At 73.2% G+C, this 26617-nt stretch carries 21 protein-coding genes and 1 pseudogene; 14 read left to right on the forward strand and 8 right to left on the reverse strand.

Annotation, left to right across the window (positions count from 1 at the left end):
- The first annotated feature begins 98 nt into the window (after positions 1–98).
- The 12 genes and pseudogenes from H3C53_09655 (at position 99) to H3C53_09710 (ending at position 16282) form a co-directional block, all read left to right on the forward strand.
- Positions 99–2015, forward strand: coding sequence for a hypothetical protein (locus tag H3C53_09655; GenBank protein ID MBW7916929.1), 1917 nt, complete (start codon positions 99–101; stop codon positions 2013–2015).
- Positions 1999–4352, forward strand: a pseudogene (locus tag H3C53_09660) (aminotransferase class III-fold pyridoxal phosphate-dependent enzyme). The gene H3C53_09655 and the pseudogene H3C53_09660 overlap by 17 nt, the downstream one beginning before the upstream one ends.
- Positions 4353–4423: 71 nt before the next feature.
- Complete coding sequence (locus tag H3C53_09665) at positions 4424–5890, forward strand: MFS transporter (protein ID MBW7916930.1); 1467 nt, start codon at positions 4424–4426, stop codon at positions 5888–5890.
- A 10-nt stretch (positions 5891–5900) separates the two neighbouring features.
- On the forward strand, positions 5901–6089 hold the full coding sequence (locus H3C53_09670; protein ID MBW7916931.1) for a VOC family protein: 189 nt from the start codon (positions 5901–5903) through the stop codon (positions 6087–6089).
- An 8-nt stretch (positions 6090–6097) separates the two neighbouring features.
- The gene (locus H3C53_09675; protein ID MBW7916932.1) at positions 6098–6445 is read left to right on the forward strand and encodes a helix-turn-helix transcriptional regulator; all 348 of its coding nucleotides are present in this window, start codon (positions 6098–6100) and stop codon (positions 6443–6445) included.
- A gap of 79 nt (positions 6446–6524) precedes the next feature.
- A complete protein-coding gene (gene cadA / locus H3C53_09680) occupies positions 6525–8969 on the forward strand; it encodes a cadmium-translocating P-type ATPase (GenBank protein MBW7916933.1) in 2445 nt (814 codons plus the stop codon).
- Between the two features lie 23 nt (positions 8970–8992).
- A complete protein-coding gene (locus H3C53_09685; GenBank protein MBW7916934.1) occupies positions 8993–10567 on the forward strand; it encodes a DHA2 family efflux MFS transporter permease subunit in 1575 nt (524 codons plus the stop codon).
- A 104-nt stretch (positions 10568–10671) separates the two neighbouring features.
- Positions 10672–11592 (forward strand): sugar phosphate isomerase/epimerase, encoded by a 921-nt coding sequence (locus tag H3C53_09690; protein MBW7916935.1) that lies wholly within the window; start codon positions 10672–10674, stop codon positions 11590–11592.
- Between the two features lie 97 nt (positions 11593–11689).
- On the forward strand, positions 11690–12721 hold the full coding sequence (locus tag H3C53_09695; protein MBW7916936.1) for a substrate-binding domain-containing protein: 1032 nt from the start codon (positions 11690–11692) through the stop codon (positions 12719–12721).
- Between the two features lie 77 nt (positions 12722–12798).
- A complete protein-coding gene (locus tag H3C53_09700) occupies positions 12799–14373 on the forward strand; it encodes a sugar ABC transporter ATP-binding protein (protein ID MBW7916937.1) in 1575 nt (524 codons plus the stop codon).
- The gene (locus tag H3C53_09705; protein ID MBW7916938.1) at positions 14373–15338 is read left to right on the forward strand and encodes an ABC transporter permease; all 966 of its coding nucleotides are present in this window, start codon (positions 14373–14375) and stop codon (positions 15336–15338) included. Before H3C53_09700 ends, H3C53_09705 begins: the two co-directional genes overlap by 1 nt.
- Positions 15339–15346: 8 nt before the next feature.
- Positions 15347–16282 (forward strand): ABC transporter permease, encoded by a 936-nt coding sequence (locus H3C53_09710; GenBank protein ID MBW7916939.1) that lies wholly within the window; start codon positions 15347–15349, stop codon positions 16280–16282.
- Positions 16283–16393: 111 nt separating this feature from the next.
- Here H3C53_09710 and H3C53_09715 read toward each other — a convergent pair whose 3' ends face one another.
- On the reverse strand, positions 16394–16906 hold the full coding sequence (locus tag H3C53_09715) for a CAP domain-containing protein (protein ID MBW7916940.1): 513 nt from the start codon (positions 16904–16906) through the stop codon (positions 16394–16396).
- 242 nt (positions 16907–17148) lie between these two features.
- Between H3C53_09715 and H3C53_09720 the strand changes: the two genes are divergently transcribed.
- Both H3C53_09720 and H3C53_09725 read left to right on the forward strand, forming a co-directional pair.
- Entirely contained in the window at positions 17149–18192 is a 1044-nt protein-coding gene (locus tag H3C53_09720) for a GntR family transcriptional regulator (protein ID MBW7916941.1), read from the forward strand.
- Positions 18193–18241: 49 nt separating this feature from the next.
- On the forward strand, positions 18242–19687 hold the full coding sequence (locus H3C53_09725; GenBank protein ID MBW7916942.1) for an aldehyde dehydrogenase family protein: 1446 nt from the start codon (positions 18242–18244) through the stop codon (positions 19685–19687).
- Here H3C53_09725 and H3C53_09730 read toward each other — a convergent pair.
- From H3C53_09730 to H3C53_09760, 7 genes are all read right to left on the reverse strand, one after another.
- A complete protein-coding gene (locus tag H3C53_09730) occupies positions 19668–20804 on the reverse strand; it encodes an iron-containing alcohol dehydrogenase (protein ID MBW7916943.1) in 1137 nt (378 codons plus the stop codon). The genes H3C53_09725 and H3C53_09730 overlap by 20 nt on opposite strands.
- Positions 20801–21076: a tautomerase family protein gene (locus tag H3C53_09735; GenBank protein MBW7916944.1), complete on the reverse strand. Its 276-nt coding sequence runs from the start codon at positions 21074–21076 to the stop codon at positions 20801–20803. Before H3C53_09735 ends, H3C53_09730 begins: the two co-directional genes overlap by 4 nt.
- A gap of 2 nt (positions 21077–21078) precedes the next feature.
- On the reverse strand, positions 21079–22188 hold the full coding sequence (locus H3C53_09740; protein ID MBW7916945.1) for a membrane dipeptidase: 1110 nt from the start codon (positions 22186–22188) through the stop codon (positions 21079–21081).
- 24 nt (positions 22189–22212) lie between these two features.
- Positions 22213–23205: a D-2-hydroxyacid dehydrogenase gene (locus H3C53_09745; GenBank protein MBW7916946.1), complete on the reverse strand. Its 993-nt coding sequence runs from the start codon at positions 23203–23205 to the stop codon at positions 22213–22215.
- A 1-nt stretch (position 23206) separates the two neighbouring features.
- A complete protein-coding gene (locus H3C53_09750; GenBank protein ID MBW7916947.1) occupies positions 23207–24073 on the reverse strand; it encodes an ABC transporter permease in 867 nt (288 codons plus the stop codon).
- Positions 24070–25023, reverse strand: coding sequence for an ABC transporter permease (locus tag H3C53_09755; GenBank protein MBW7916948.1), 954 nt, complete (start codon positions 25021–25023; stop codon positions 24070–24072). Before H3C53_09755 ends, H3C53_09750 begins: the two co-directional genes overlap by 4 nt.
- Positions 25024–25093: 70 nt before the next feature.
- On the reverse strand, positions 25094–26617 hold a 1524-nt coding region (locus H3C53_09760), incomplete at its 5' end, for a hypothetical protein (protein MBW7916949.1).

Below are 26617 nucleotides of genomic sequence, written 5' to 3' on the forward strand. Positions count from 1 at the left end.
GGACGTGGCGCGGCGCCGCGCGGGCGCGAGCGCGGCGGGGCGCGGGCGCGGCGCGGCGCCGCTCGCCGCCGGCCTCGTCGGTGCGCTACCCTCGTGGCATGAGACGACGCCATAGTGCCGCCATGGCCGCCGCGTGGACGCTCGTGGTGGCGTGGGCCGCCGCGGCGCAGCCGCTGGCGACTCTTCTCCCCGACACCACGGTGCTGGCCGTGGAGGTGGCGCCCGGCAACGCGGACGCCACGACGCTGGAGGCCCTCTTCGCGGACCTCGTCGACCCGGCCGCGGCGGGCGCGGTCGCGGCCTTCGCCGAGCTGGTCGCGTCGGGCGTTCCGGGCGGACCGGCCTCGCCCCACCTCCCCGCGCGGCGCGACCTGCACGCCGAGTTCACCGAGGCGTGCCCGGAACTGGCGGGCGAACTCGGCGAGCTGGCCGACGGCGACTCCTGGAGCGCCGCGCTCGGGGTGACGCTAAGCCGCGCCAACCCGCGCCCCGGCGCCCTCGCGGCGCTCCTGCCGGGCAGCCGGGCCCAGAGCGCGCGGCTGCTCGCCGCGCTCGTCGCCTGCTTCGACGGGCGCCGTCACGGCGACCAGGACACGACGGCCATCTACCGGCTCTCCACCCCGACGAGCGACCCCTTCTTCGCGGCGGCGCAGGGCGGGCTGCTGCTCGCCGCCACCGACCCCGACCTGCTGAGGGCCGGGTTGCGGCGCGCGGCGGGATCGGGGGAGCGCTCGCTGGCCGACACCCGCGTCGGGCGCTACGCGGCGCAGCTCGAACCGAGCGCCATCGCCATCACGCTTAACGCCACGGCCCTGGCCGACCTGGTGCCCGGCAACGCCGCGCGTGGGGGGCAGGCCGGCGTCGCCCGCCTCGCGGAACGCGCCAAGACCACCCTGCTGGCGCTCGGCGGCGTCGCCATCGGCATCACGGTCGACGATGGCGGCGTGTTGGCGCAGGCGGTCGCGCCGTGGGACGCCGCGCTGGCCGCAGCGGCGGGAGAACACGAGCTGCTCGCGCTCCTCGGCTGCGCCGGCTGCTCCCTGGGGCGGGCCCCGTACCTGCCCGCCTCGGCGGTATCGGTGGTGGCGGGCGCCCTGCGCCCCGCCGCGTTGGAAGCGTGGGTCGATAGCTGGCTGGCCGACGCTTCGGCCGCCGGCCTCTTCGGAGGCGAGGTCGTCACGCTGCGCGGCGCCGCGGCGGAGTCGCTCGGACTCGACCTCGGAGCGGCGCTGCTCGATCTGCCCGCCGGCGCCTGGTACCGCGTTACGACGGGCGTGCTGGGCACCGACCTGCGCGACTGGGTCCTGGGTCCGCCCACGCTCACGGCCGTGCCGGTCGCGTCCGAGGCGGCCGCCAGGCGCGCGGTCGACCTCTGGCTCGCCGCGCTCGCCGACCTTCGGCGCGCCGCCCGCGCGGCACCGTGGGCGCGCAGTCCGGCGGGCGCCGCGCTCGTCGATGGGGGGCTCTCGGTGCGCGAGGCGTCGCACGGCGGCGTCGACTACCTGCGGGTGAGGGCGGCGCCGAGCCTCGACGTCGGCATCGCCGTGGCGCACGGCCACCTGCTGATCGGCACCCCAACGGCGAGCCTGTTGGCGGCGCTCGACGAGTGGCCCACCTCCCCGGCGCCCGCCGGCCGCGTGGCGCGCGCCCTCGAGTCCGTCCACAGCGCACCCGGCGACGTCGTCGGCTACTCGGTCGTCGACGTGCGCAGCCTGCTGGACGGCGCCGCGGCCGTGGTCGACCTCGCATCCGGCCCGGTCGCCGGCGCCATCTGGCTGGGCGCCGTGAGCCTGGCTGACGCGGCGGAGCGCCACGCCGTGCGGTACCCGGCCGGGGGCTCGGCCGAGCAGGCCGCCACGCCCACCTACGACGACGCCCTGCGCGTGATGGACGCGGTGGTCGCGGCGCTCGAGACCCTGGCGTCCCGCACGAGCGTGGCCGTCGGGACCGTGTCGGTTCACGACGACGCCAGGTGGGCCGCCTGGCGCCTCGAGCTGAGTGGCCGTGGGCGTTGAGTCGCGGCTGAGCCTCGCGGGAGCAGCGGAGATCGCGCGCGAGCGCTTCGGCATCGTCGGGCGCGCCTCCAGGCTACCGAGCGAGCGCGACCAGAACTTCAAGCTCGACGGCGCGGGGGGCGGGGCACACGTGCTCAAGGTCTTCCACCGCGACGAGGACCCGGAGTTCGTGGCGGCCCAGGCGCGCGTTTTCCACCTGCTGCGGGAGGTGCCGCGGCGGGTCTTCCCCACCCTCGTGCCGACGGTGGAGGGCGACGCGTACGCGCAGGTGAGCGTCCCGCCCCCGAGCGGGAAGGGCGCCGGGTCGGGCGGCGAACGGCACATCGTGTGGGTCACGCGCTTCATGGCGGGCGAGCCCGCAGCGACCGCCGCGGCCCTGCCGCCGCGGGCGCTGCACGACCTTGGGAGCGTGCTGGGCCAGATGGACGCCGTGCTGGCGCGCAACCCGCAACCGGCCGCGAGGCGGCGGCTGGTCTGGTCGGCGCAGTCGGCGCCGACCGTGATCCGCAAGCACGTCCACCGGGTGGCCGGCGCCGAGCGGCGCGCGCTGATCATGAACGCCCTCGCCGGGTACGAGGCACACGCCCGACCGCGGCTGCCCGAGGTGCGCCACAGCCTCGTGCACAACGACGTCAACGACCACAACCTCCTGCTGGAAGACGGACAGGTGAGCGCCATCCTCGACTTCGGCGACATGCTCGAGTCGTACACGGCCTGCGAGGTCGCTCACGCCGCCGCCTACCTCATGCTCGACCGCCCCGACCCGCTGGCGGTGGCGGTGGCGCTCGTCGAGGGGTATCACGCCGCCTACCCGCTCCGCGAGGCCGAGCTGCACGTGCTCTTCGATCTCATCCGGTTGCGCCTCACGCTCAGCGTCGTGTTGAGCGCGCACCAGCAGGCGCTCAGGCCCGACGACCCGTACCTCAGCGTCTCCGAGGCGCCCGCGTGGCGGCTGCTGGAGCGGTTGGCGGCGGGCGACCCGCCCCGCCACGAGTTCATGGCCGCGCTGCTCGCCGTCAGTGGCGACCGGTGACGCCCCTGCCCGTCCGCACCCCGCAGGAGCTCCTGGCGGCGCGCCGCGACCACCTTGGCCGCGGCCTCAGCGTGAGCTACCGCGACCCCCTCAAGATCGTCAGGGGCGAGGGGCAGTACCTCTTCGACCAGGCGGGCAACGCCTACCTCGATTGCGTCAACAACGTCTGCCACGTCGGCCACTGCCACCCGCGCGTGGTCGAGGCCGGTCGACTCCAGATGGCGGAGCTCAACACGAACACGCGTTACCTGCACGACGCGATCGTCGAGTACGCCATGCGGCTCACCGCCACGCTGCCGGAGCCGCTCAGCGTCTGCTACTTCGTGAACTCGGGCAGCGAGGCCAACGAGCTGGCGCTGCGGTTGGCGCGGGCCCACACGGGCGGGCGCGACGTCATCGCCCTCGAGCACGCCTACCACGGGCACACGCAGGCGCTGATCGACGTCAGCCATTACAAGTTCGCCGGCCCTGGCGGGGAGGGGCGGCCCGCCACCACCCAGGTCGTCCGCCTCCCCGACCCGTACCGCGGGGAGCACAGGGGGTACACGGAGGCCGCCGGTCGAGCCTACGCGGCCGACGTCGCCTCGGCGGCCGACGCGGTGCGGGCCGCGGGGCGGCGCCCGGCCGCGTTCCTGGCCGAATCGATCTCCGGCTGCGGCGGTCAGGTCGTGTTCCCCCAGGGTTACCTGCGGGGCGCGTACGAGGCGGCGCGGGCTGCCGGGGCCGTCTGCATCGCCGACGAGGTGCAGGTAGGCTTCGGGCGCGTGGGCGAGCGGTTCTGGGCCTTCGAGCTGCAGGGGGTCACGCCCGACATCGTCACCATGGGCAAGCCGATCGGCAACGGCCACCCGCTGGCGGCGGTGGTCACCACCCCCGAGGTCGCAGCGTCGTTCGAGACCGGCATGGAGTACTTCAACACCTTCGGCGGCAACCCGGTCTCGTGCGCGGTGGGGCTGGCCGTCCTCGACGTGATCGCCGAGGAACGCCTCCAGGAGCACGCCCTCACGGTCGGGCGGCACCTCGTCAACGGGTTGCGCGCCCTGCAAGGGCGCCACGAGCTGATCGGCGACGTGCGGGGCGAGGGGCTCTTCATCGGCGTGGAGCTGGTGACGGACCGCGCCACGCTCGAGCCCGCCACGACCCGCGCGCGCGAGGCGGTCGAGGCCCTGCGGCACCGCGGCATACTCCTCTCGACCGACGGGCCCCACGCGAACGTCATCAAGATCAAGCCGCCGCTACCCTTCACGACCGAGGACGCGGACCGCGTCGTCGCCGAGCTGGACGCCGCGCTGGGCCGGGCCTGACGCGCCCTAGCGCGCCCCGGCGCGCGCTGCGCGCGTCACGGACCGGCAGCGAGCGTGCGATAGCATCAAGGGTGCTAGCTGGCACCCGCCCACCCGACGCCTACGTCCCCGACCCGCACAGGTGGCGCACCCTCGCCGTGTTGTCGGTGGTGCTGTTCATGTCGCTCATCGACGTGAGCATCGTCAACGTGGCGCTGCCGTCCATCCAGTTGGGGCTGGGAGCGACCGATTCGCAGCTCCAGTGGGTGCTCTCCGGTTACGCGCTCACCTTCGGGGTGGGGTTGGTGACGGCGGGGCGCGCCGGCGACATCTACGGCCGAGCCCCGCTGTTCGTGGTGGGGGTGGCCCTGTTCACCGCGTCGTCGGCGGCGGCGGGCCTGGCCCACGACGCCACCCTCCTCAACGTGGCCCGCGCGTTGCAGGGCGTCGGCTCGGGTCTCATCAGCCCGCAGGTCGTCGGGATGGTGCAGCAGTACTTCCGCGGCGCGGAGCGGGCGCGGGCCTTCGCGATCTTCGGCGCGGCCGTGGGCGTATCCGTGGCCGTCGGCCCGCTGCTGGGCGGCCTCCTCATCGCGGCGGGCGGGCCGCTGCACGGGTGGCGCTGGACGTTCTTCGTCAACGTGCCGGTGGGGGTCGTCGCCGTCGTGCTGGCGCTGCTCTGGTTCCCGCGACCCCTGCTGAACAGGAACCAGCCGGGCGCCGGCCAGGGGCAAGGCGAAGACCGCCACCTCGACCCTGTCGGCGCGGTGCTCCTTGGCCTGGCCGTCCTCGCCCTCCTCCTGCCGTTCGTGGAGGGGCGTCAGGCGACGGCGTTGTGGCTGGCGGTCCCGATCGGCGCGGCCCTGGTGGGCGTGTGGCTGTGGTGGGAGCGGCGCGAGAAGCGCCGCGGCCGCCGCCCCATGGTGGACCTGGGCATCTTCCGCGTCCGCAGCTTCGCGAACGGCGCGCTCCTCATCACGGTCTACTTCGTGGGCATCACCAGCGTGTGGGTGTTGGTGGCCATGTACCTGCAGGACGGGCTCGGCCGCACGGCGCTCGAGACTGGGCTCATGGGGCTGCCCAGCGCGGTGTTGTCGGCGTTCTCGGCGCTGTTGGCGGGGCGCAACGTGATCAGGCACGGCCGCAAGGTCGTGATCGTCGGCATGTACAGCGCGCTGTTCGGCCTCCTGACCAGCATCGTCGTCGTGTGGCTGCGCTCGCGCGGGCTCGCCAGCGAGTGGTGGCTGCTCCTCACGCTGAGCTTCCTCGGCATCGGCCAGGGCTCGGTCATCAGCCCGAACCAGACGCTCACGCTAGCGGACGTGCCCCTCGAGTACGCGGGCAGTTCGGGCGGCATCATGCAGACGGGCCAACGCATCGGGACCTCGGTGGGCATCGCCGTGATCACGGCCGTCGCCTTCGCCACCCTCGCCCGGAGCGACTGGTCGGTGGCGTTCATGACGGGCTTCGCCGCCATCGTGCTCGTGGTCGCCTGCTCGCTCGGCATCGCTTACGCGGACCTGCGCGAGCGCCGGCTGAGGCCCTCCGGCCTCCGGTAAGCTCTCGGGCATGACGGGTGTCCACCACGTGACGGGGATCACGAGCGACGTGCAGGCGAGCGTCGACTTCCACGCGGGCCTCCTGGGCCTCGGCCTCGTCAAGCGCACCGTGAACCTTGGCGACCCGGGGGTGTTGCGCTACATCGGCCGGGCGGACGACGGGCTCCTGCGTGCCCGGCCGGCGGGCGGGGCGCCGTGAGCGCCGGCATGGAGGTACCGCCGGCCGGCGACCAGTGTCACCTGAGCCCGGCCGAGCTGGCCGCCGCCGTCCTGCCCGCGCCGACCGTCGAGGAGGCCGTGCGCCTGGCGAAGGGGTTCGCGGATCCCACCCGCCTGCGCATCCTGGCGCTCCTGCGGCTGGGCGAGGTGTGCGTGCACCAGATCGTCGACGCGTTGGGGTTGGAGCAGTCGGCGGTGAGCCACCAGCTGGGCACGCTGAGGGCGGCGCGCCTGGTGGAGTCGACGCGCCGGGGACGGCACGTCTACTACCGGTTGGCAGACGAGCACGTGGCGGCCATGCTCGAGGGCGTCCTGCTCCACAGCCAGGAGGTCTGACGGTCGCCGGTGACCCCCGCTGGTCATATGAACGGATCGTCATATATAGTGTGGCGTCGGCCGGGAGGTCCGGCGCCACATGTCGACCGCCACGCTCGAGTTGCAGCGGCTCCTACCCGGCCACGCGCCTCTCGAGGACGCCTGCACCACCCAGTTGACAGCGGCGATCGCCGCCCTGCACGGCGTGACGGCCGCGCGACTCGAGCGCGCGGGTGGCAGGGCGCACGTGAGCGTCGATTACGACCAGGGCGCGCTCTCGACCGCCGAGCTGGCGCGCCTGGCGGGCGCCGCCGCCACCGCCGTGGGCCGCCGGTACGAGCACGCCGAGTACCGCCTCGCGGGCCTGCACTGCGGCGACTGCGCCGCCAAGGTCGCGGCGGTGACATCGCGCCTGAGCGGCGTGTTCGACGCCGACGCCAGCTACGCCGCCGAGAAGCTCACGGTCACGCTCGACAGGGAGGTGGCCGCCCCCGCCAAGCTGGTGGCGCAGATCGAGGGGCTCGGTTACCGCGTCCTGTCCGGCCCGGGCGTCGAAGCGCGGGCCGCGCCGGCAGGTGGACCTCACGAGCCCGACGGCGTCTCGCACGGCGCCCCGGGACGGTTCAAGCCCGGCGCCGACCTCAAACTGAGCCTCGTGGCCGGCGCGGCGCTCCTCGTGGGTTTCGTGGCCCAACGGGCCGGGGTCCCCGCCTGGGCCTGGTTGGCCGCCTACCTCGTCGCCTACGCCGCCGGCGGGTGGCACGCCACCAACCACGCCGTGCGGGCCATGGCGGCGGCCAGGTTCGACATCGACCTGCTCATGGTCGTGGCCGCGCTGGGCGCCGCGAGCCTCGGCGCGTGGGCCGAGGGAGCGCTCCTCCTGTTCCTCTTCAGCCTCGGGCACGCGCTCGAGCACCTCGCCATGGACCGCGCCCGCCACGCCATCCGTGCCCTGGCCGACCTGACGCCCAAGAGCGCCCGCGTGCGCCGCGGCGACCGTGAGGTCGAGGTGCCGCTCGCCGACCTGGCCGTCGGCGAGCTGGTGATCGTTCGGCCCGGAGAGCGGGTCCCGGCCGACGGGCGCGTCGTGAGGGGCGCGAGCCACGTCGACCAGGCGCCCATCACCGGGGAGAGCATGCCCGTTCGGAAGGGTGTGGGCAGCAACGTGTACGCGGGCACCATCAACCAGGCCGGCGCGCTCGAGGTGGAGACGACCAGGGCCGCCGAGGACACGACCCTCGCGCGGGTCATCAAGGCCGTGGAGTCCGCGCAGGGCGCCAGGGCGCCCACCCAGCGCTTCACCGACCGCTTCCAGCGCACCTTCTCCCCCATCGTCCTCGGCGCGACCGCGCTGCTGATCGCGCTGCCGCCCCTATTCGGCGTGCCGTTCCACACGAGCTTCATGCGGGCCATGGTCCTGCTCGTCGCCTCGAGCCCTTGCGCCCTGGCGCTCGCCACGCCGTCGGCCGTGCTCGCCGGCATCGCGCGGGGCGCCCGCCGCGGCGTCCTGATCAAGGGCGGGGCCCACCTCGAGAACGCGGGTCGGGCCGACGTGGTGGTCTTCGACAAGACGGGCACCCTCACGACGGGCGCGCCCGAACTCACCGACGTGGTCGCGCTGGACGCCGACGAGGCGCGCCTCCTGCGCCTGGCGGCGAGCCTCGAGAGCCGCAGCGCCCACCCGCTCGCGCGCGCCATCCTCGCAGGCGCCGAACGTCGGGGCGCGGCCGCGGGCGAGGTCACGCGCTTCGAGGAGCTCAGCGGCCGGGGCGTCAGCGGCAGTGTCGACGGCTCGACCGTCCTGCTCGGCAACCGCGCGCACATGCTGGCGGCCGGCGTCCCCGTGTCCGCGGAGGCGGAGGCCGCCGCGGCGGCGCTAGAGAACGCGGGCAAGACGACCGTGTTCGTGGCGGAGGGCGCCGCCGCGGCGAGCGCCGCCGAGCCAAGCGCCGCCGGTCCGCGCCTGGCGGGCGTGCTCGCGCTCCGCGACGAGCCGCGCCCCGCCGCGCGCGCCGCGCTGGCGCGCCTGCGGCGCCTCGGCGTGAAGCGCCTGGTGATGCTCACGGGCGACGACGAGCGCGTGGCCCGGGCGGTGGCGGCCGAACTCGGCCTCGACGAGGTGCGCGCGGGCCTGCTGCCGGAAGACAAGGCGCGCGTCGTCCTCGAGCTCAAGGCGGCCTCCCAGCGGGTGATCATGGTCGGTGACGGCGTCAACGACGCCCCGGCGATGGCCGTCGCCGACGTCGGGATCGCCATGGGCGGCGCCGGCAGCGACGTGGCACTGGAGACGGCCGACATCGCCCTCATGGCCGACGACCTGACCAAGCTGCCGTACGCCGTGTCGTTGTCGCGCGCCAGCCGCCGCATGATCGTCCAGAACCTGGCCGTGAGCCTCGGAGTCATCGCGCTGCTCGTGCCGAGCGCGCTCCTCGGCCTGGCGGGGATAGGCGTCGCCGTCGCGATCCACGAGTCGAGCACGCTGGTGGTCGTGGCCAACGCCTTGCGGCTCCTCGCCTTCGAGGAGCGCGGCGTCACCGCCGCCTGAACGATATGAGCGCATGCTGAGGCATGCGACGACCCAAGGCGAGAGCCGCTCCACCCGGTAACTGGGTGGTGCTGGCGGCCGTGCTTGGCTCCAGCATGGTGTTCCTCGACGGCTCGACCGTGAACGTCTCACTCCCCGCCCTGCAGGCGTCGCTCGGCGCGAGCGTGATCGACGTCCAGTGGGTGATAAACGGTTACACCCTGTTCCTGGCGGCGCTCCTCATGCTCGGTGGGTCGCTAGGCGACCACCTCGGCCGCAAGCGCACGTTCGTCGTCGGCATGGTCTGGTTCACCCTCGCCTCCGTGTGGTGCGGCCTTGCCGCCAACGTGACGCAGCTCATCGTCGGGCGCGCACTGCAGGGCGTGGGCGGGGCCCTGCTGACGCCGGGGAGCCTCGCCCTCATCAACGCGAGCTTCCCCAAGGGGCAACGCGGCGGCGCCATCGGGAGTTGGTCGGCCTTCTCCGCCATCGCCGCGGCGGCGGGACCCATCCTTGGCGGTTGGCTCATCGACACGTTCTCGTGGCGCTGGATCTTCTTCATCAACGTCCCGTTGGCGGCGGCGGCGATCTACGTCACCGTGCGGCACGTGCGGGAGAGCCGCGACGCGCGCGCCGGCGGCCGGCTCGACTACCTCGGCGCCGCGCTCGTCACCCTGGGCCTCGGCGGCGCCGTCTACGCGCTGCTGGAAGCGTCGGCGCGCTCGTGGACCGACCCCGTCATCGTGGTCACCGGGCTCGGTGGCCTGGCGCTCCTGGCCGCGTTCGTCCTGGTCGAGGCGCGCTCGGCCGGGCCGATGGTGCCGCTCGAGCTGTTCCGCTCACGCGTGTTCAGCGGCATCAACGTGATCACCCTGCTGCTGTACGCGAACCTTGCCGGCCTGATGTTCTTCCTCCCCATGTTCCTGATCCAGGTGCGGGGCTTCTCCGCGACCGCGGCAGGAGCCGCCGGCCTGCCGTTGGTGCTGCTCCTGCTCGTCGCCTCGAGCTGGTCGGGCCGCCTGTACGACCGCGTCGGCCCCCGCGCCCCGGTGGGCGGCGGCGCGCTCCTGACGGCGGCGGCACTGGTCATGTTCGTGACGCTGGGCGACGCGCCCACGTTCCTCGTGGCCGTGACGGTGCCGATGATCGTGATGGGGGCGGGCATGGCGCTGCTCGTGGCACCCCTCACGACGACGGTCATGGCCGCCGCGCCCGACGAGTTGGCCGGCACGGCGTCTGGCATCAACAACGCGGTGTCGCGCGTGGCGGGGCTGCTCGCGATCGGGGTGCTGGGCCTCGTGATGCTGGCGACATTCGCCGCCGACCTCGCCGCGACCCTGCCGGCCTCCGACCTGCCGCAGCCCGCCCAGGAGGCGCTCCTCGCCGCCAGGAACGACCTCGCCGGCATGGCCCTGCCCCCCGAGTTGACGCCCCGGCAGGCGGCGGTGGCGCGTGACGCGGTAGGTGGCGCCTTCACCCTCGGCTTCCACCGGGTCCTATACGGCATGGCCGGCGCGGCCGTGGTGGCGGCGCTGCTCGCGGCCACCACCCTGCCGGGGCGGCGCGCAGCGGCGGCGAGCACGGTGGACGACCAGTCCGGCCGGCGCGCCCCGACCTGACCGTCAACCCGAGGGGTACGCCGCCCGGGTCCCGGCCCGGGCCGCGCGTGGCGTGGCAAGCTTGAGTGAGCCGACGCTCGTCGTCGCAAGGAAGGAGCGCCACCATGCAGCTCGGTTTCGCCACCGCCATCCTCCCCGACCTGACGTTGGAGGAGGTCCTCGAGTTCGCCGCTCAGGAGGGTTTCCGCTGGCTCGAGGTCATGTGTTGGCCCGTCGACGCCGGCGACCAGCGGCGCTACGCCGGCGTGACGCACATCGACGTGGCCGGCTTCGGTCCCGACGACGCCGCGCGCGTCAAGGAGCTGTGCGCCCGCTACGGCGTTGGCATCAGCGGGCTCGGCTACTACCCGAACCCGCTCGCGCCCGACGAACGTGAGCGGGCCACCTACGTCGCGCACCTCGAGCGCGTCATCGACGCCGCGGCGCTGCTGGGTGTGGGCGTCGTCAACACCTTCATCGGGCGCGACCCTCGCCTCCCGATCGCGGCGCAGTGGGAGCGGGTCGAGGAGGTGTGGCGGCCGCTGGTGGCGCGCGCGGAGGGCGCCGGTGTGAGGCTGGGTATCGAGAACTGCCCCATGCTCTTCAGCCTCGACGAGTGGCCCGGCGGCAAGAACCTCGCCGTCTCGCCCGAGGTGTGGGAGGAGCTCTTCAGGCGCCTGCCGAGCGACAACCTGGGGCTGAACTTCGACCCGTCGCACCTAGTGTGGCAGGGCATCGACATCGACCGCGCCCTTCGTGATTTCGCGCACAAGCTGGTGCACGTGCACCTCAAGGACGAGCGCGTCGATGCCGAGCTCCTCTACCGCCGCGGCAACCTCGGGCTCGGCTGGCACGTCCCGAAGATCCCCGGCCTCGGCGACATCGACTGGCCCGCGTTCTTCAGGACCCTGACCGACGTGGGCTGGGACGGCCCCGTCGTGATCGAGGTGGAGGACAGGGCGTTCGAGGGCGACCTGGAGGGGCGCAAGGAGGCGCTGCGCGCCTCGGGCGCCTACCTGCGAGCCGTGATGCGTCACGGGGGCTGACGGCGCCCCCGTGACGCCGACGGACGGGCGGCGCGCGCACTCGGCCGCACCGCGGCCTAGAATGTGCACGGAGTAAACCCGTAGGAGGAGGAAACTGATGAGACGTCTTCTGCTCACCATCACCGGCACCCTGTTGCTCGCGGCAGCCGCCGCGCAGTCTTACACCATCGGCATCTCCAACGGTTTCGTGGGCTCGGAGTGGCGCACGCTCATGGTCCAAGACCTCGAGCGCACGGCCGCAGCCATCAAGTCCGAGCAGGGGATCGATGTCACGTTGGTCTTCGAGAACGCCGACGTCGACGTCCAGGGCCAGATCCAGCAGATCCAGAACTTGCTCAACAAGGGCGTCGACGCCATCATCGTCAACCCCAACGACCAGCAGGCCCTCAACCTCGCCCTCGAGGAGGCCGTCGACGAGGGCGTCGTCGTCATCGCCATCGACCAGGAGGTCAGCGCGCAGGGGGCCTACAACGTGGTCATCGACCAGCGCGAGTGGGGCGCCACCAACGCCCGCTGGCTCGCCGAGGCGCTCGGCGGCAAGGGCAACATCGTGATCATCGAGGGCTTCGTCGGCCACCCCGCCAACGAGGACCGCATGGCCGGCGTCATGGACGTGCTCTCCGGTTACCCCGACATCAAGATCGTGGGTCGCGAGTCGGGCGGCTGGGACCAGGCCACGGGCCAGCGCGTGGCGTCCGACATGCTCGCCTCCCTGCCCGGCATCGACGGCATCCTCACCCAGGACGGCATGGCGCAAGGGATCCTCACGGCCGTCCGCGCCGCCAACCCCACGCCGTTCCCCATCATGACGGGCGAAGCGTACGCCGGTTACCTGCGACTCTGGGACGAGACGAGCAAGGAGCACCCCGGCTTCAGCTCCGTCGCGGTCGTGAACCCTCCGGGGATCGCGTCCAGCGGCCTGCGCGTCGCCCTCGAGTTGTTGCAGGGCCGCAAGGTCGACGAGTCGCAGCTCGGCGGCACCTTCGGCAACACCCTCTACGTCCCCATCCCGTTCGTCATCACCCAGGACGGCCTGGCCGCGGCGCTCGCCGAGTACGCCGACAAGCCCGACAGCTACGCCATGGACGGCATCATCACGCAGGAGGACGCCGCGGCGTTCATGCAGTAAGGCGCAGCGCTCGAAGGGGCGGCCCGCCGGCTCGGCTTCACGGCCCGGGCCGGCGGCCGCCCCCTCTCTCCCGTCACATGCCAGAATCCGCCTTCCATCAAGACAACCGCAGGTCGACGCCGCTGAAGAGGGCACCACTCATCAGCGCACGGAACGTCGCCAAGCGATACGGCGCCGTTCGCGCGCTGGTGGACGGCAACGTCGAGATCCACCCCGGCGAGGTCGTCGCGTTGCTGGGCGCGAACGGTAGCGGCAAGAGCACCCTCGGGAAGGTGATCACGGGCATGACCCGCCCCGACGGCGGGCAGCTGCAGTTCGACGGCACCACCGCTCCGGTCACGTCGCCGGAACACGCCCGCCGGCTCGGCGTGAGCGCCGTCTACCAGGAGCTCTCGCTCGTGCCGGACCTCACCGTCGCCGAGAACGTCTTCCTCGGCAACGAGCCGACGCGGCTGGGCGGCCTCGACCGCCGCCTCATGCAGCACCGCACCGCCGAGCTACTCGAGAGCTTCGCCGGCGTGTTCACCGTGCCGGTGACACCCGGCACGGTCGTCGGCAACCTTCCACCGAGCGAACGACAACTGGTCGAGGTGGTCAAGGCCTTGTCGCGGCAACCGCGCGCCCTCATCCTCGACGAGGCCACGGCCTCGCTCGACGGGCGGCAGGTCGACAGGCTGTTCGAGCTGATGGCGGGGTGGCGCGACCAAGGTCTGGGGCTCGTGTTCGTCTCCCACCGCATGGACGAGATATTCCGCGTGGCCGACCGGGCCGTCGTGCTGCGTGACGGGGCGACCGTCGGTCAGCTCCAGCTCCGCGGCGGCGACGACCGCCGCACGGCGGAGCGGAAGCTGGTGGAGCTCATGACGGGTGGTGGCGAGGCTGGGGCACTGCTCCTCGACGAGGCGCGCCCCCGCGCCGCGGTCGACCGCGCCGCACGGGAGCCCGCCCTCCGCCTGCGCGGCTTCGCCAGCGGGATCCTCGCGCCACTCGACCTGGAGGTGGGCGCGGGCGAGCTGCTCGGCCTAGGGGGTCTGCAGGGTCAGGGCCAGAGCCGGCTGCTCTTGGCCCTGTTCGGGGCGGCGCCGCACCGGGGCAGCGTGGAGTTGGACGGCCGCCGCGTGCGCGTCGCCTCGCCGCGCCAGGCGGTGCGGGCGGGCATCGCGTACGTGCCGGGTGACAGGAACCGCGACGGGCTCCTGGCCGTGAGACCGATCCTCGAGAACCTCCAGCTCCCGAACTGGGAGCGGTACGGGACGCCCTTGCGGGTCGGCGCCGCCCGCAAGGACGCGCAGATGGTGGCGAGCGACCTCAACGTGCGCTTGGCGGGGCTCGACGCGAACGTCTCCACCCTCTCGGGCGGCAACGCCCAGAAGATCGTCATAGGCAAGTGGCTCCTCAGACGCCCGCGCCTCCTGCTGCTCGACGACCCGACCAAGGGCATCGACGTCGAGGCGAAGGAGGAGTTCTACAGGCTGCTCGCGCGCCTGCAGGCGGACGGCACCACCGTGCTCTTCACGTCGTCGGACGACGCGGAGCTGCTCGGGCTCTGCGAGCGGGTGGTCGTGCTGCACGACGGGCGCGTCACCGCCGAGCTCACGGGCCCCACGCTCGACAAGGGGAGCCTCGTGGCCGCCTCCCTGGGGGCCCGGTGATGCGCGCGGCGCCGGCGGGCGCGGCGCGGTTCCGCAACCTGACCTTCCTCGTGCCGCTGCTGGTGCTGGCGCTGGCGGTACTGCTCAACTACCTCCTGCAACCGAACCTGTTCCAGCCGCGTGTACTGAACGGCAACCTGCGGGTGATGCTGCCGCTCATGGTCCTGACGGCCGGCCAGGCGGTGGTGATCCTGGCGGGCGGGATCGACCTCTCCGTCGGGGCGGTGGTGTCGCTCGTGAACGTCCTGCTGGTCACGCTCGTCACCCCCGACTCCGGCCCGGCCGAGGTCCTCCTGGGCCTGGCCGTCGGCGTGGCCGTCGGCGCGCTCACCGGCGCGGTGAACGGCGTCTGCGTGGCGTACCTGCGCCTGCAGCCGATCGTGACCACCTACGCCACCTCGTTCCTCTTCTCGGGCGTCGCCTTGGCGGTCTTGCCGCGCCCGGGCGGGGCGCTGCCCCGCGGCCTGACCACCTTCTACCGCTCGGCGCCCTTCGGCGTCCCGGCGGCCGCGTACGGCGTGGCGCTGCTGCTCCTCGTGTGGTGGCTCCTCAGGCGCACGCGCTTCATGCAGCACGTCTACGCCGTCGGCGGCGCGGCCGCGGCGGCGCGGGCCAGCGGCGTGAGCGTCAGCTGGATCAGGTTCTCCAGCTACGTCGTCATGGGCGTGTTCGCCGCCTTCGCCGCCGCGATGCTCACCCTGTCCACCGGCTCCGGCAACGCGCGCCTCGGCGACGCCATGACGCTCCCGTCCATCGTCGCCGTGGTGCTCGGCGGCACGCGACTCGCCGGCGGCGCCGGGGGCGTGACGGGCGCCGTCATCGGGGTGGCCATCCTCACTGTCATCCGCAACCTGATAACGTTCGCCAACGTCCCCACCTGGTACCAGACCCTCGTCGACGCGGTCATCATCCTGGCCGCGCTGGCCGGGCCCGGCCTCGTCAGGCGCCTGAGGGGCTCCAGATGAGGGCGAGGATGCCGCGCGTGCCGCCACCCGTCGTGGCGCTGCTGCTCTCCGTGCTGCTCTTCTTCGCGGCCGGCGTCCTGCAACCGGGCTTCCTCAACGTCGACCAGGCGATCAACATCGTGCGGCTGGCGGCCTTCCTTGGCATCATCGCCGCCGGGCAGACGCTCGTGATCATCTCGGGCGGCGAGGGGATAGACCTGTCGGTCGCTAACGTCGTCACGCTGGGCGCCATCCTCACGTTCATGGTGTCGGGCGGGGCGAGCGAACGGCTCCTGCCGGCGGTCGCGGTCGCTCTGGCCGTGGGCGCCGTCATCGGTCTCGTCAACGGCCTCGGCATCGTGGCCCTGTCGATCCCGCCGCTGGTGATGACCCTCGGCATGGCCGGGGTCGTCAAGGGCACCATCCTGGCCGTCACGCAGGGCGACATCCCCGGCGGGGTGCCGCCGCTCCTCGCCAAGCTCGTGACGGGGCGACTCCTGGGCCTGCCGGGCGTGCTCTACCTGTGGTTGCTCCTGGCGCTTCTGATGTGGGGGCTGCTGGAACGCACAGGGTACGGCAAGCGCCTCTTCGCGGTCGGCGTGAACCGCAGCACGGCCCGGCTGTCCGGGGTGAACGTGCCACTTACCGTCGTCATCACCTACACCCTCAGCGGTCTGCTGGCGGCCCTTGGCGGCGTGCTGCTGCTCGGCTTCACGCAGCGCGTCTTCCTCAGCCTCGGCGATTCCTACCTGTTCCCGTCCATCGCCGCCGTCGTTGTCGGCGGCACCGTCTTGGCCGGGGGGCGCGGCTCGTACGTTGGCACCATGGCCGGCGCGCTCGTCCTGACCATGGCCGAGAGCCTCCTGCGCGCCATGCGCATCGGCGAGGCCTACCAGATGATCGTCTTCGGGCTCATCTTGGTGGCGCTGCTGGCCGTGTACGGCCGTCAGCGCGACAGCGCCTGAGCGCGGCCCCCGGCCTCGCCTGGCCCCCTGCCTCGCCTGGCCCCGGCCCCGCCGGGCCCTCGCCCCCGCCGGGCCCCCGGCCCCGCCGGGCCCCCGGCCCCGCCGGGCCGCCTAGAGCGGCGCCGCGACCACCAACGTCCAGAAGAGCTCCTCCTCGGCCGCCCCGAGGTGCCTGACCTCCGGGAGCATGATCGCCGAGCAGTGCGCCGGGCTGCCCATCCAGGCCGTCACGACCACCTCGGGCGTCGGCTGGTTCCAGGCCACGTTCTCCGCCACCAACGACCAGCGGTAGCCGGCCCGCGTCACGCGGTCGCCGACACGCGAGCCGTCGCTGCCGACGTGACCCATGAAGGCGTGACCCGCCTGGTCCGCGCTGTGGGCACGAGCGGCGGCCACCAGGTGCGGCTCCAGCGTCAGCGCCGCCGCCGGCGCCATCCTCTCGCCGCCGCACACGGCTCCCCGCGCGCGCTCCGCGTTCACGAGCTCGAGGATCCGTTGGGCGACCGGACCGTAGCCGGCGGGTGGCGCGGTTGTGGCGGCGACCGCGCGCCGCGGCGCGCAGCCGGCCAGGGCCAGGCAGGTGGCGGCGAGGAAGATGGCGACGACGCGACGTGAAGGGGGCATGGTGGGCGGACGATACGGGCCCGGCCCTTCCGCGGCTGTGGCGGATGCCACTGCCCACCACGGCCTCACCGGGCGGAACCGAGTCGCCCGGTGAGGCCGTGTAACGGCCGCCACCGACCCCGCTCACGCCGTTGACCAGGGCCGGCGCGGTGACGTATATTGCTGAGCGTACCGGTCGGATAATACACCATGCCAGGGAGCGAGATGAACAGCGCATCTCAAGCGTCGGCGCGGGCGCGACGGTGACGGGGGACGCAGTCGGCCACGAGCCGGCCCACCTACCCCTCCTCCTATCGGAGGACGGCTACGTCCCGCTCTACCTACAGCTCGTCCACCAGATCAGGCACCTGATCACGAGCGGCGGCCTCGCCGCCGACGACCGCCTGCCGTCCGTGCGCGAGCTGGCCCAGCAGCTCGTCGTGAACGCCGGCACCGTGGCCCTCGCCTACCGAACCCTCCAACTCGAGGGGCTGATCGAGAGCCGGCGGGGGCGCGGCACGTACGTGGCCGCCGTGGGCGACGGCTCCGGGCGCTTCGCCCACCGCCAGCGCGCACTCGAGGAGGCCATCGACTCCCTCCTCGACCGCGCCGGCGCCCTCGGCTTCGACGCCGCCACCGTCAGCCAGTACCTCTACGGCCGCGCCCAGCGCCCGCGCAGCTTGCCCATCGTCGTCGTCATGCCCGAGCTCCGCGGCGCGGAGAAGTACGCCCGCCTCGTCGCCGCCGAGCTGCCGCCCGGGCTCACGGTCGAGGCGCACAGCCTGACGCTTGAGGAGGTGGAGAACGGCGCCGCCAGGGTGCTGGACGCGTACCGCACGGCGTTCTTCACCTTCACGTTCCCGGCCCACGCCCCCGCCGTCACGGCCCGCCTGCTCGAGCTGGGGCTCGACGTCGAGGTGGTCGGCATCACGGCGCAGCTGACCCCCGCCACCACGGCCCGCCTCCGCGCCCTCGACCCGGCCGCCAAGCTCGCGCTCGTGGCCGAGGCCCGCACGGTCAACGTCGCCCTCAACCTGATGGCGCAGTTCAGCCCGCTCGACCTCAAGCGGCTGACCGTCTTCACGGAGCTGTCACCGCGCGCCGACGTGATCGGCGCCGACTGCGCCACCTACATCCATACCTTCGGAGCCACGCCCCACCTCGAGGCCCTCGGCATCGAGCCGTCGCGCCGGCTCGAGCTGAACTTCACCCTGAGCGACGAGGCGCGCGCCCGGTTGCGGCAACTGCTCGACGGGGTGGGGCACGGCGCGCTCCAGCGACCTCCGGAACTCCTACTCGACACGTGAGGGAGCCGGCCGCCGGCCCCCCTCGCTGCCCAGTCGCCCGGAGGGGAAGATGACGGTCCACAGGAACTACGTCGCAGGCGAGTGGCGTGACGGCGCCACCGCCCGCGTGAACGACGACCCGTCGGACCTCGACGCGCCCGTCGGCGTCTTCGCCGAGGGCACGGCCGACGACGTCCGCGACGCGGCGGCGGCGGCCAGAGAGGCGGCGCCTGCCTGGGCGGCGGTGCCCGCCGGCGAGCGCGCCGACCTGCTCCACGCCGTGGCGCTGGAGCTCGCAGCCCGCCGCGAGGAGCTCGGCGAGCTCCTCTCCCGGGAGGAAGGCAAGACCCGCGCCGAGGGGGTCGCGGAGGTCGGACGCGCCGCCGACCTCTTCCGCTTCTACGCCGCCGAGGCCTTCCGGGTGGGAGGCGAGCTCCTGCCGAGCGCCCGCCGGGGAGTGGCGATCGAGGTGCACCGTCGCCCCGTGGGCGTGGTGGGAGTGATCACGCCGTGGAACTTCCCCATCGCCATCCCCGCCTGGAAGATCGCCCCGGCGCTGGCCTACGGCAACTGCGTGGTCTTCAAGCCGGCGGAACTCACGCCCGCTTGCGCCTGGGAGCTGACCGCCTGCCTCGACCGCGCCGGGTTCCCGCCCGGCGTCTTCAACCTCGTGATGGGGCGAGGCGAGGAAGTGGGCGCGGCCATCACGGCGTGCCCGGACGTCGACGCCGTGACGTTCACCGGCTCGACGGAGGTGGGCCGCCGCGTCGCCGCCGCCACCGCGGTCCGGTTCGCCAAGGCGCAGTTGGAGATGGGCGGCAAGAACGCCCTGGTGGTACTGGACGACGCGGACCTGGACCTGGCCGCCGCCCACGCCGCCAGCGGCGCCTTCGCTTCCACCGGCCAACGCTGCACCGCCTCGAGCCGCCTGATCGTCACGGACGCCATACACGACGACTTCGTGGGGCGGCTGGCCGCCCGCACGCGCGCCCTCCGCGTCGGACCGGCCCTCGACCCCGTCACCGACGTCGGCCCGGTGGTGGACGCCGCCCAGCTCGAGCGCGACCTCGCCTACCTACGAATAGGCGTCCAGGAGGGCGCCCGCCACCTGCTCGGCGGCGAGCTCGTGACCAGGGGCACGCGCGGGCACTTCCTCACCCCCGCCCTCTTCGTGGGTTCCACGGCCAGCATGCGCCTCAACCGGGAGGAGGTGTTCGGGCCGGTGGCGGCGGTCATCCGGGTGGCCGACTACGAGGAGGCCCTGGCGGTGACCAACGACAGCGACTACGGTCTGGTGGCGGGCATCATGACCGGCTCTCTCCGCCACGCCGAGCACTTCAAGAGGCACGCGCAGGCTGGCATGACCATGGTCAACCTGCCGACCGCGGGCCAGGAGTACCAGGCGCCCTTCGGCGGGCTGAAGGGCTCGAGCTACGGGCCGCGGGAGCAGGGCGCGCAGGCGCGCGAGTTCTTCACGACCACCACCACGGCGTACGTCAACCACTCCGCCGGCTGACGCCCGCGCCGGCCGACCCCGCCAGGGCGGTTCCCACCGCCTGCGCCGCGGCGAACGCCTCGGCCAGCTCGCGCTCCCCGATCCCCGGGAAGCTGAGGCGCATGGAGGGCAGGTCGAGCGCCCGCGCTAGCACCCCCGCGCTCACGACGGGATCCGTGAGGTAGGCGCCGGCTCCGAGCTCCGCCAACGTCATGGGGCAGCCCAAGCGGGCGAACAGGCGCGCGTGGCGCTCGATCTCGGCGTCGTCACGGCCCTCCAGCGCGAGCTGGACGAGGATGCCGAAGGCGAGGATCTCGCCGTGCAGGGCGCTCCTCGTCCCGGGGACGAGGGTGAGGGCGTTGTGCACGGCGTGGGCCGCCGCCAGCTTGGCGCCCTCGCCCGCCAGGGCGCCGACGAGACCCGGCCACAGCACCGCCGCCTCCGCCACCTCGCGGCGCTTGGCAGTGTCGCGCCCAGCCGCCACGGCGCCGGGGCCGTCGTCGAACACGAGCGTCTCCAGCGCGTCGCAGAGCGCGAGCGCGGCGACCGCGCCGGCTCCGCCCCCTCCCGTCCGGGCGAGGCCGAAGCGGACCTCGACGACCTTAGCCAGGGCGTCGACGAGGCCGGCCGCGAGGTGACGGTCGGGCGCGGCCGCCAGGACGGCGGGGTCGACCAGGGCGTAGGCGGGCGGCCGCGCCGTGAGGCGGCTGCGAACGTACGCGCCCGCGGGGGTGTACTCCACCACGACGGCGGTGGCGGCGGCGCATGTCGCCGGGCTGGTGGGCACGAGCACGCAGGCGAGGCCGGCGGCCTCGGCCGCCGCCTTGGTGACGTCCAGCACGCGGCCTCCTCCCACACCCACCAGCAGGCTCGCGCCGAGCGCCGCCCGCGCCGCCGCCGCGGCGAGCTCCGGGCGGCACGGGCCGTCGACGGCGTAGGCGGCTCGGCGCAGGCCGGCGCGTTCGAGGGCGGCCTCGACGCCGGGCCGCACGAGGTCGAGGCCCACGCCGCCGTGCACGAGCAGGACGCCGGCGCCCGCACGCCCACCGCCAAGCGCGAGCGCCACGCGGCCCACCTCCTCGAGCGCCCCGTCGCCGCTCAGGTAGTGGGTCGGCGCGAGCACGGCCAGGGTCGTCATCCGCCGGCGGGCTGCCGCTCTCCCCCACCGCCCGGCGCGGTCGCCGCGTCGACGGCGGCGTCGGACGCCGAGCCGTTCGCTTCGGCGCGCGCCAGGCGCCGCTCGAACGTCTCGCCCCCTCGCGCCCAGTGCGTCGGGGCGATCTCGTAGATGATGACCTCGGTGCCCTCCGCCTTCGCGCCGTTGGCGACCATGACCTCGGTGATGCCGCGGATGATGGCCTCGCGCACCTCCCGGCTCCGCTCGAAGATCTCCACCCTTACGATGGCCACGCTCAATCCTCTCCGCCGACCGCCGCGCGGCCCGGCCAGACCCGCGCGAACACGCGCAGGAAGTTCCCGCCGGCGATGCCGGCGATGTCGTCCTCCGAGTAGCCACGCTCCCGGAGCAGCCCGTACACGCTCACTATCTCCGGGTACCACGCGAAGCCGTCCACGAACCGCTCCGGGGCCCGCCAGTAGGTGGTCACGTACTTGTTCATCTCCGTCATCACGGTCTTGTAGTGCGGGCCGTGCTTGTCGTGATCGTGGCGCGGGTACGAGCCGAGGCTGAAGTCGGTCCCTATCCCGATGTTCTCGGTGGTGCCGAGCAGGTCGGCCAGGTAATCGATGTGATCGAGGTAGTCGTGCACGGTGGGTCGCGCCGTCATGCCCGCCTTGAAGACGAGCGGCCCCCAGTTGACGGTGCCGATGACCCCGCCTCGCGCCGCCACGGCCCTGATCTGCTCGTCGTCGACGTTGCGCGGGTTGTCCACCAGCCCCTTCGGGTTGGCGTGCGAGAACACGACCGGGTTGACGCTCGCCTCGGCGATCTCGAGGCTCGCGCGGCGCGACACGTGCGACAGGTCGAGCACCACCCCCACCCTGTCGCACTCGGCCACCACGGCGCGGCCCAGCCCCGACAGGCCCGCGTCCGTGTGCTCGAGCACCCCGCCGCATAGGAGGTTGTCGCGGTTGTAGGCGGGGATGAGCATCCGCAGCCCGAGGCGCTGGAACGCCTCCACCCGCTCCGGCGCGGCGCCGATGAACTCGCCGTCCTGCGACGCGAGGAGGAGGCACGCGCGCCCCTCCCGCTTCGCCTCCAGGATGTCGGCCACGTCGAGAGCGATGCGCAGGTTAGGGTGGCGGCGCACCGCCGCGTGCCAGTACATCAGGTCGCTGAGCGCGGTGTCGAGACCGACCTGCGTTCCCAGCGCCGTCACGGCGAAGACGTCGCAGCCCAGGCGGTGCGCGAACGCCAGGTCGGCGTCGGGCCAGATCTGCATGCAGCCGTCGACGAACACGTGCGGCTGCTCCTCGGCGAGGAGCGGGTGGAACCCGCGGTTGGGCCGCTCGTGGAGCGGGTCGTGCGGTAGCGGCGAGGAGGTGAGCGGCGAATCGGTCACGGTTGGGTCCCTTCCGGCCCGGGCTCAGTAACCGAGCTCCGGGTGGCGCATGGTGTTGACCAGCTCCTCGCCGGCCAGGAAGCGCCTCAGGTTGGCGCGGAACTCGGCCACGACGCGCGCGAGGTTGCCTGGCGACCTGTACGAGGTGTGGGGCGTGATCAGCAGGTTGGGCGCCTCCCACAGCGGGTCGGTGGGGGGTAGGGGCTCCACGTCGAAGGCGTCGAGGGCGGCGCCAGCCAGGTGCCCCGACTCCAGGGCGACCACGACCGCGCCGGCGTCGACGATCCCGCCGCGGGCCACGTTCACGAGGTACGACCCCCGAGGCATGGCGGCCAGCTCGGCGGCGCCGACGAGGCCGCGCGTCTCCGGCGTGAGCGGGCAGGCGACCACAGCTACCTGCGCCCAGCCGAGCAGCTCCAGGAGCTCGCCCGGGCCGTGCACGTGCTCGAAGTGCTCGAGCGGGGCCGGGTGGCGCTTCAGGCCGCGCAGCCGCATGCCGAGCGCCGCTGCGCGCCAGGCGATCTCGGCCCCGATGGCGCCTGCGCCTATGACGCCGACGCGCAGGCCGGCGAGGTCGAGCGGCTCGTGCTCGAGCCAACGCCGCTCGCGTTGCGCCGCCGCGAAGAGGGGGAGGCCCTTCACGAGCGCGCTCACGACGGCGAGGGTGAACTCTCCGATGGGGTAGGCGTAGGCGGCGGCGGAGCGCGTGAGGGCGATGCCGCGGGCGGGGATCTCGGGCACCCACGCCCAGTCGAAGCCGGCGGTGCTCGTGTGCACCCACCTGAGGGCGGGGGCCGCGGCGAGCACGGCGCTCAGTTGCGGTTTGCCGAGGCCGACGCGCAGGAGTGCCACGGCGTCCTCGGCGCCGGCGGGCACGCCCGCCCGCGGGGTGAGGGGCGTGAACGTCACGCCGGGGAAGGCGTCTGCCAGCTCCGCCGCGTGTGAGGCGGTGACGGCCGGCGACAGCAGCACCCTCACGCCGGCGGCGGGCCGTTCCGATGCGCTTGGGATGGTCATGTCAGTCGCTCCCCTGGCGCGGGTCGAGGATGTCGCGCAAGACGTCGCCGACGGCGTTGAGCGCGAGAACGGCCAGGAGGATCATCACGCCGGGGTAGACGGCGAGGCGCGGAGCGATCCACAGGTAGTGCTGGCTCGCGGTGAGCATGTTGCCCCACGACGCGAGCGGAGGCAGGATGCCGAGCCCGAGGAAGCTGAGGCCGGCCTCCACGAGCATCACCAAGCCGACCTGCAGCGACGTGGCGACGATGAGCGACGGCGCCGCCTGCGGGAGGAGGTGCTTGAACATCAGCCGCGCCTCCCCCACGCCGGCGGCCCTCGCCGCCATGACGAACTCCTGCTGCTTGAAGCGCAGGACCTCGGCGCGCACGATGCGGGCGACGCCCATCCAGCGCGTCAGCGCGAGGGCCAGCACCAGCACGGTGGGCGACGAGCCCCAGATGGAGACGATGATCAGGAGCAGGAAGAAGGTGGGGATGGCCATGAAGCCGTCGGTGAGCCGCATGATCGCCTGGTCGACGAGCCCGCCGTAGTAGCCGGCCACCACCCCTACGAGGCTGGCCACCAGCACGGTGATGGCGGCGCTGGCGAAGCCCACTGCCAGGCTCACCTTCCCGCCGGCCAGCAGGCGCGCGAACACGTCGCGGCCGTTCTCGTCCGTGCCGAGCCAGTGCTCGGAGCTGGGTGGCGCGAAGGTGTTGCGCAGGTCGATCTTGTTGGGATCGCTCAGGCCGAGGTGGGGTCCGACCAGGACGGCCACCACCACCAGGAGCAACCACAGCGTGCCGAGGAACGCGGTGCGGTGAGCGAACCAGAGCTGCAGGCCGCGGCGCAGGCGCCCACCGGGGCGCGGCGACGGGGCCGTCACGAGTAGTGGACCCTCGGGTCGAGGAGCGGGTAGGTGGCGTCTATCACCAGGTTGGACACCACGACCATCAGCGACACGAAGACGGTGACGCCGAGGATGAGCGGCGTGTCTCGGCGCAGCGCCGCGTCGACGGCCAGCTGCCCGAGGCCCGGCCAGCTGAACAGGGTCTCGACGACGGCGCTGCCCCCTATGAGGCGGGGCAGCGCCACGCCGAACACGGTGACGACGGGGATGAGGGCGTTCTTGAGGACGTGCTTGCGGTCGACGGCGCCGCGCGCCAGCCCCTTGCTGCGCGCCGTGCGCACGTAGTCCTGCCGCATGGTCTCGAGCCAGGCGGAGCGCGTGTAGCGCGTCAGTTCCGCCAGGGTCGAGGTGCCGAGGACCACCGCGGGCATCACCAGGTGAGCGAGCTGATCCGCCAGGCCGCCGCCGCGGGAGCCGATGGTGCGGATGCCCGACGCCGGCAGCCACTCGAGCTGCACGGCGAAGAGCACGATGAGGAGGATGCCGAGCCAGAAGTTGGGCGTGGCCAGGAGCGTCCCCGACACCACGCCGGCGGCCTGGTCGACGAAGCCGTTCTGGTGGCGCGCGGCGGCGACCCCGAGCGGCACCCCTACGGCCACCGCGAACAGCGCCGCGCTGAGGCCGAGCTTGAGCGTTGCCGGCAGCCGCTCCACGACCATGGCCCCGACCGGCCGGCCCGCGTAGGAGAGCGAGGCGCCGAGGTCGCCACGCAGGAAGTTGCCGAGCCACTGCACGTACTGCTCGTGCACCGGTCGGTCGAGGCCGAGGTTGCGCCCGAGGCGCGCCGCCTCCTCGGCGGAGATGTTCGGGTTCATCAGGATCGACAGCCCCCCGGGCGCGGCCTGGATCATCACGAACGTGGCCGTGATCACGAGCCAGAGCACGAGCAGCGCGGCCAGCGCCCGGCCTAGCAGGTAGCGCGCCACCTACGGCGCTCCCCCGTTACCTCGGCCTCGGCGGCGTCGCGCACCCGCCCTCCCCCCGACGTCCGTCACGTCACCTGCCCGAGTCGACGTAGAGGAGGTACGTGAAGGGGGTCGACAGCTTCAGCTCGCCCTTGGGGACGCCGCCGACCCGCGTCGAGACGGCCATCAGCTGCTCGCGGAGGAAGAACGGCACGACGGGCGGGTCGGCGTGCAGCAGCTCCTGCGCCTGCTGGTAGTACCGCCCCTGCAACTGGCGGTCGCTCGTCTGGATGGCGGCCTGCACCAGGGCGTCCACCTCGTGGTTGACGTAACCGCGCGCGTTGGGGCCGTCGCTCGTGTAGATGCGCCGGAACCAATCGACGTTGGGAACGGGGAACTCGGCCATGCGAGCGGCGAAGACGCGGTTGCGGGTGTCCTCGATCCAGCGGCCCGTCCGCTCGGCGGCGACGTACTCGACGTCCATCCCGAGCGCCTCGAACTCGTCCTGCAGGATGAGGCCGATCTGCTCGCGTTGCACGTTGCCGCGGTCGACGAGGAGGGGGAAGGCGAACTCGCGGCCGTCCTTGTCGATGGTGCCGTCGCCGTTGGTGTCGGTCCAGCCCGCCTCGGCCAGGATGCGCTTGGCCAGCTCCGGGTCGTAGGCGTACGGCTCGATGTCGGGCGCGGGGATCTCGGAGAGCACGAACGGGATGTAGGCGCCGTTCATGTTCCAGCCGCGGCCGAGACCGACGGTCTCTAGGATGAGGTCGTGGTCGATGGCGTGCGCCATGGCGATGCGCACGCGCGGGTCCGCGAAGAGCGGCGCGTAGGGGCCCTCGAAGGCGAAGTCGAGCACGGCGTAGCGGCTCGAGCTCACGGGGATGACCTCGACGCGCTTGTCGTTGGCGAGGGCGGCGGCGTGGGTGGGCTCGATGTCGGTCCAGTCGATGTCGCCGGCGCGGAGGCGGGCGACGCGCACGTTCATGTCCGGCACGATCGAGAAGACGAGCGTGTCGAGGTTGGGCCTGCCGAGGAAGAAGTCGTCGAAGGCGGCGAGCTCGATGTAGGAGCCGGTCTGCAGTCCGACCAGCTTGAACGGGCCGCTGCCGACGGGCTTGGCGGTGTTGAGCTCCACCGCATCGGCGAGCTTGGCGTACTTCTCGAACAGGTGGCGGGGTAGCGGCTGCAGCGCGCCGAGCGCGAGGCGGTCCGGGAAGAGCCCGTCGACCTGGGAGAGGTGGAAGGTGACGGTGTGCTCGTCGACGACCTCGACCCGCTCGACGTGCTTGACGTCGGCGTAGCTCTGGGCGTTCTCGGTCGGGTCGAGGATGCGGTCGAAGGTGAACTTGACGTCGTGAGCGGTCAGGGGCACGCCGTCGTGCCACTTGGCGTCGGGGTGGAGGTGGAAGGTCCAGGCGGTCACGTCGGCGTTGGCTTCCCAGCTCGTGGCGAGGTAGGGCACGATCTCGAACGTCTCCGGGTGCTGGGCGGTGAGGGGCGCGAACAGGGCCCCCTGGACGATGGAGGAGCTGAGCTCGCCGGGCAGGATCGGGTTGAGGCTCTCCGGTTGGGCGGGCAGGGCGATGGTGACGGTGCCGCCTTGCGGCGCGCCCTG

It is taken from the genome of Trueperaceae bacterium (assembly GCA_019454765.1).
GTDB lineage: Bacteria > Deinococcota > Deinococci > Deinococcales > Trueperaceae > JAAYYF01.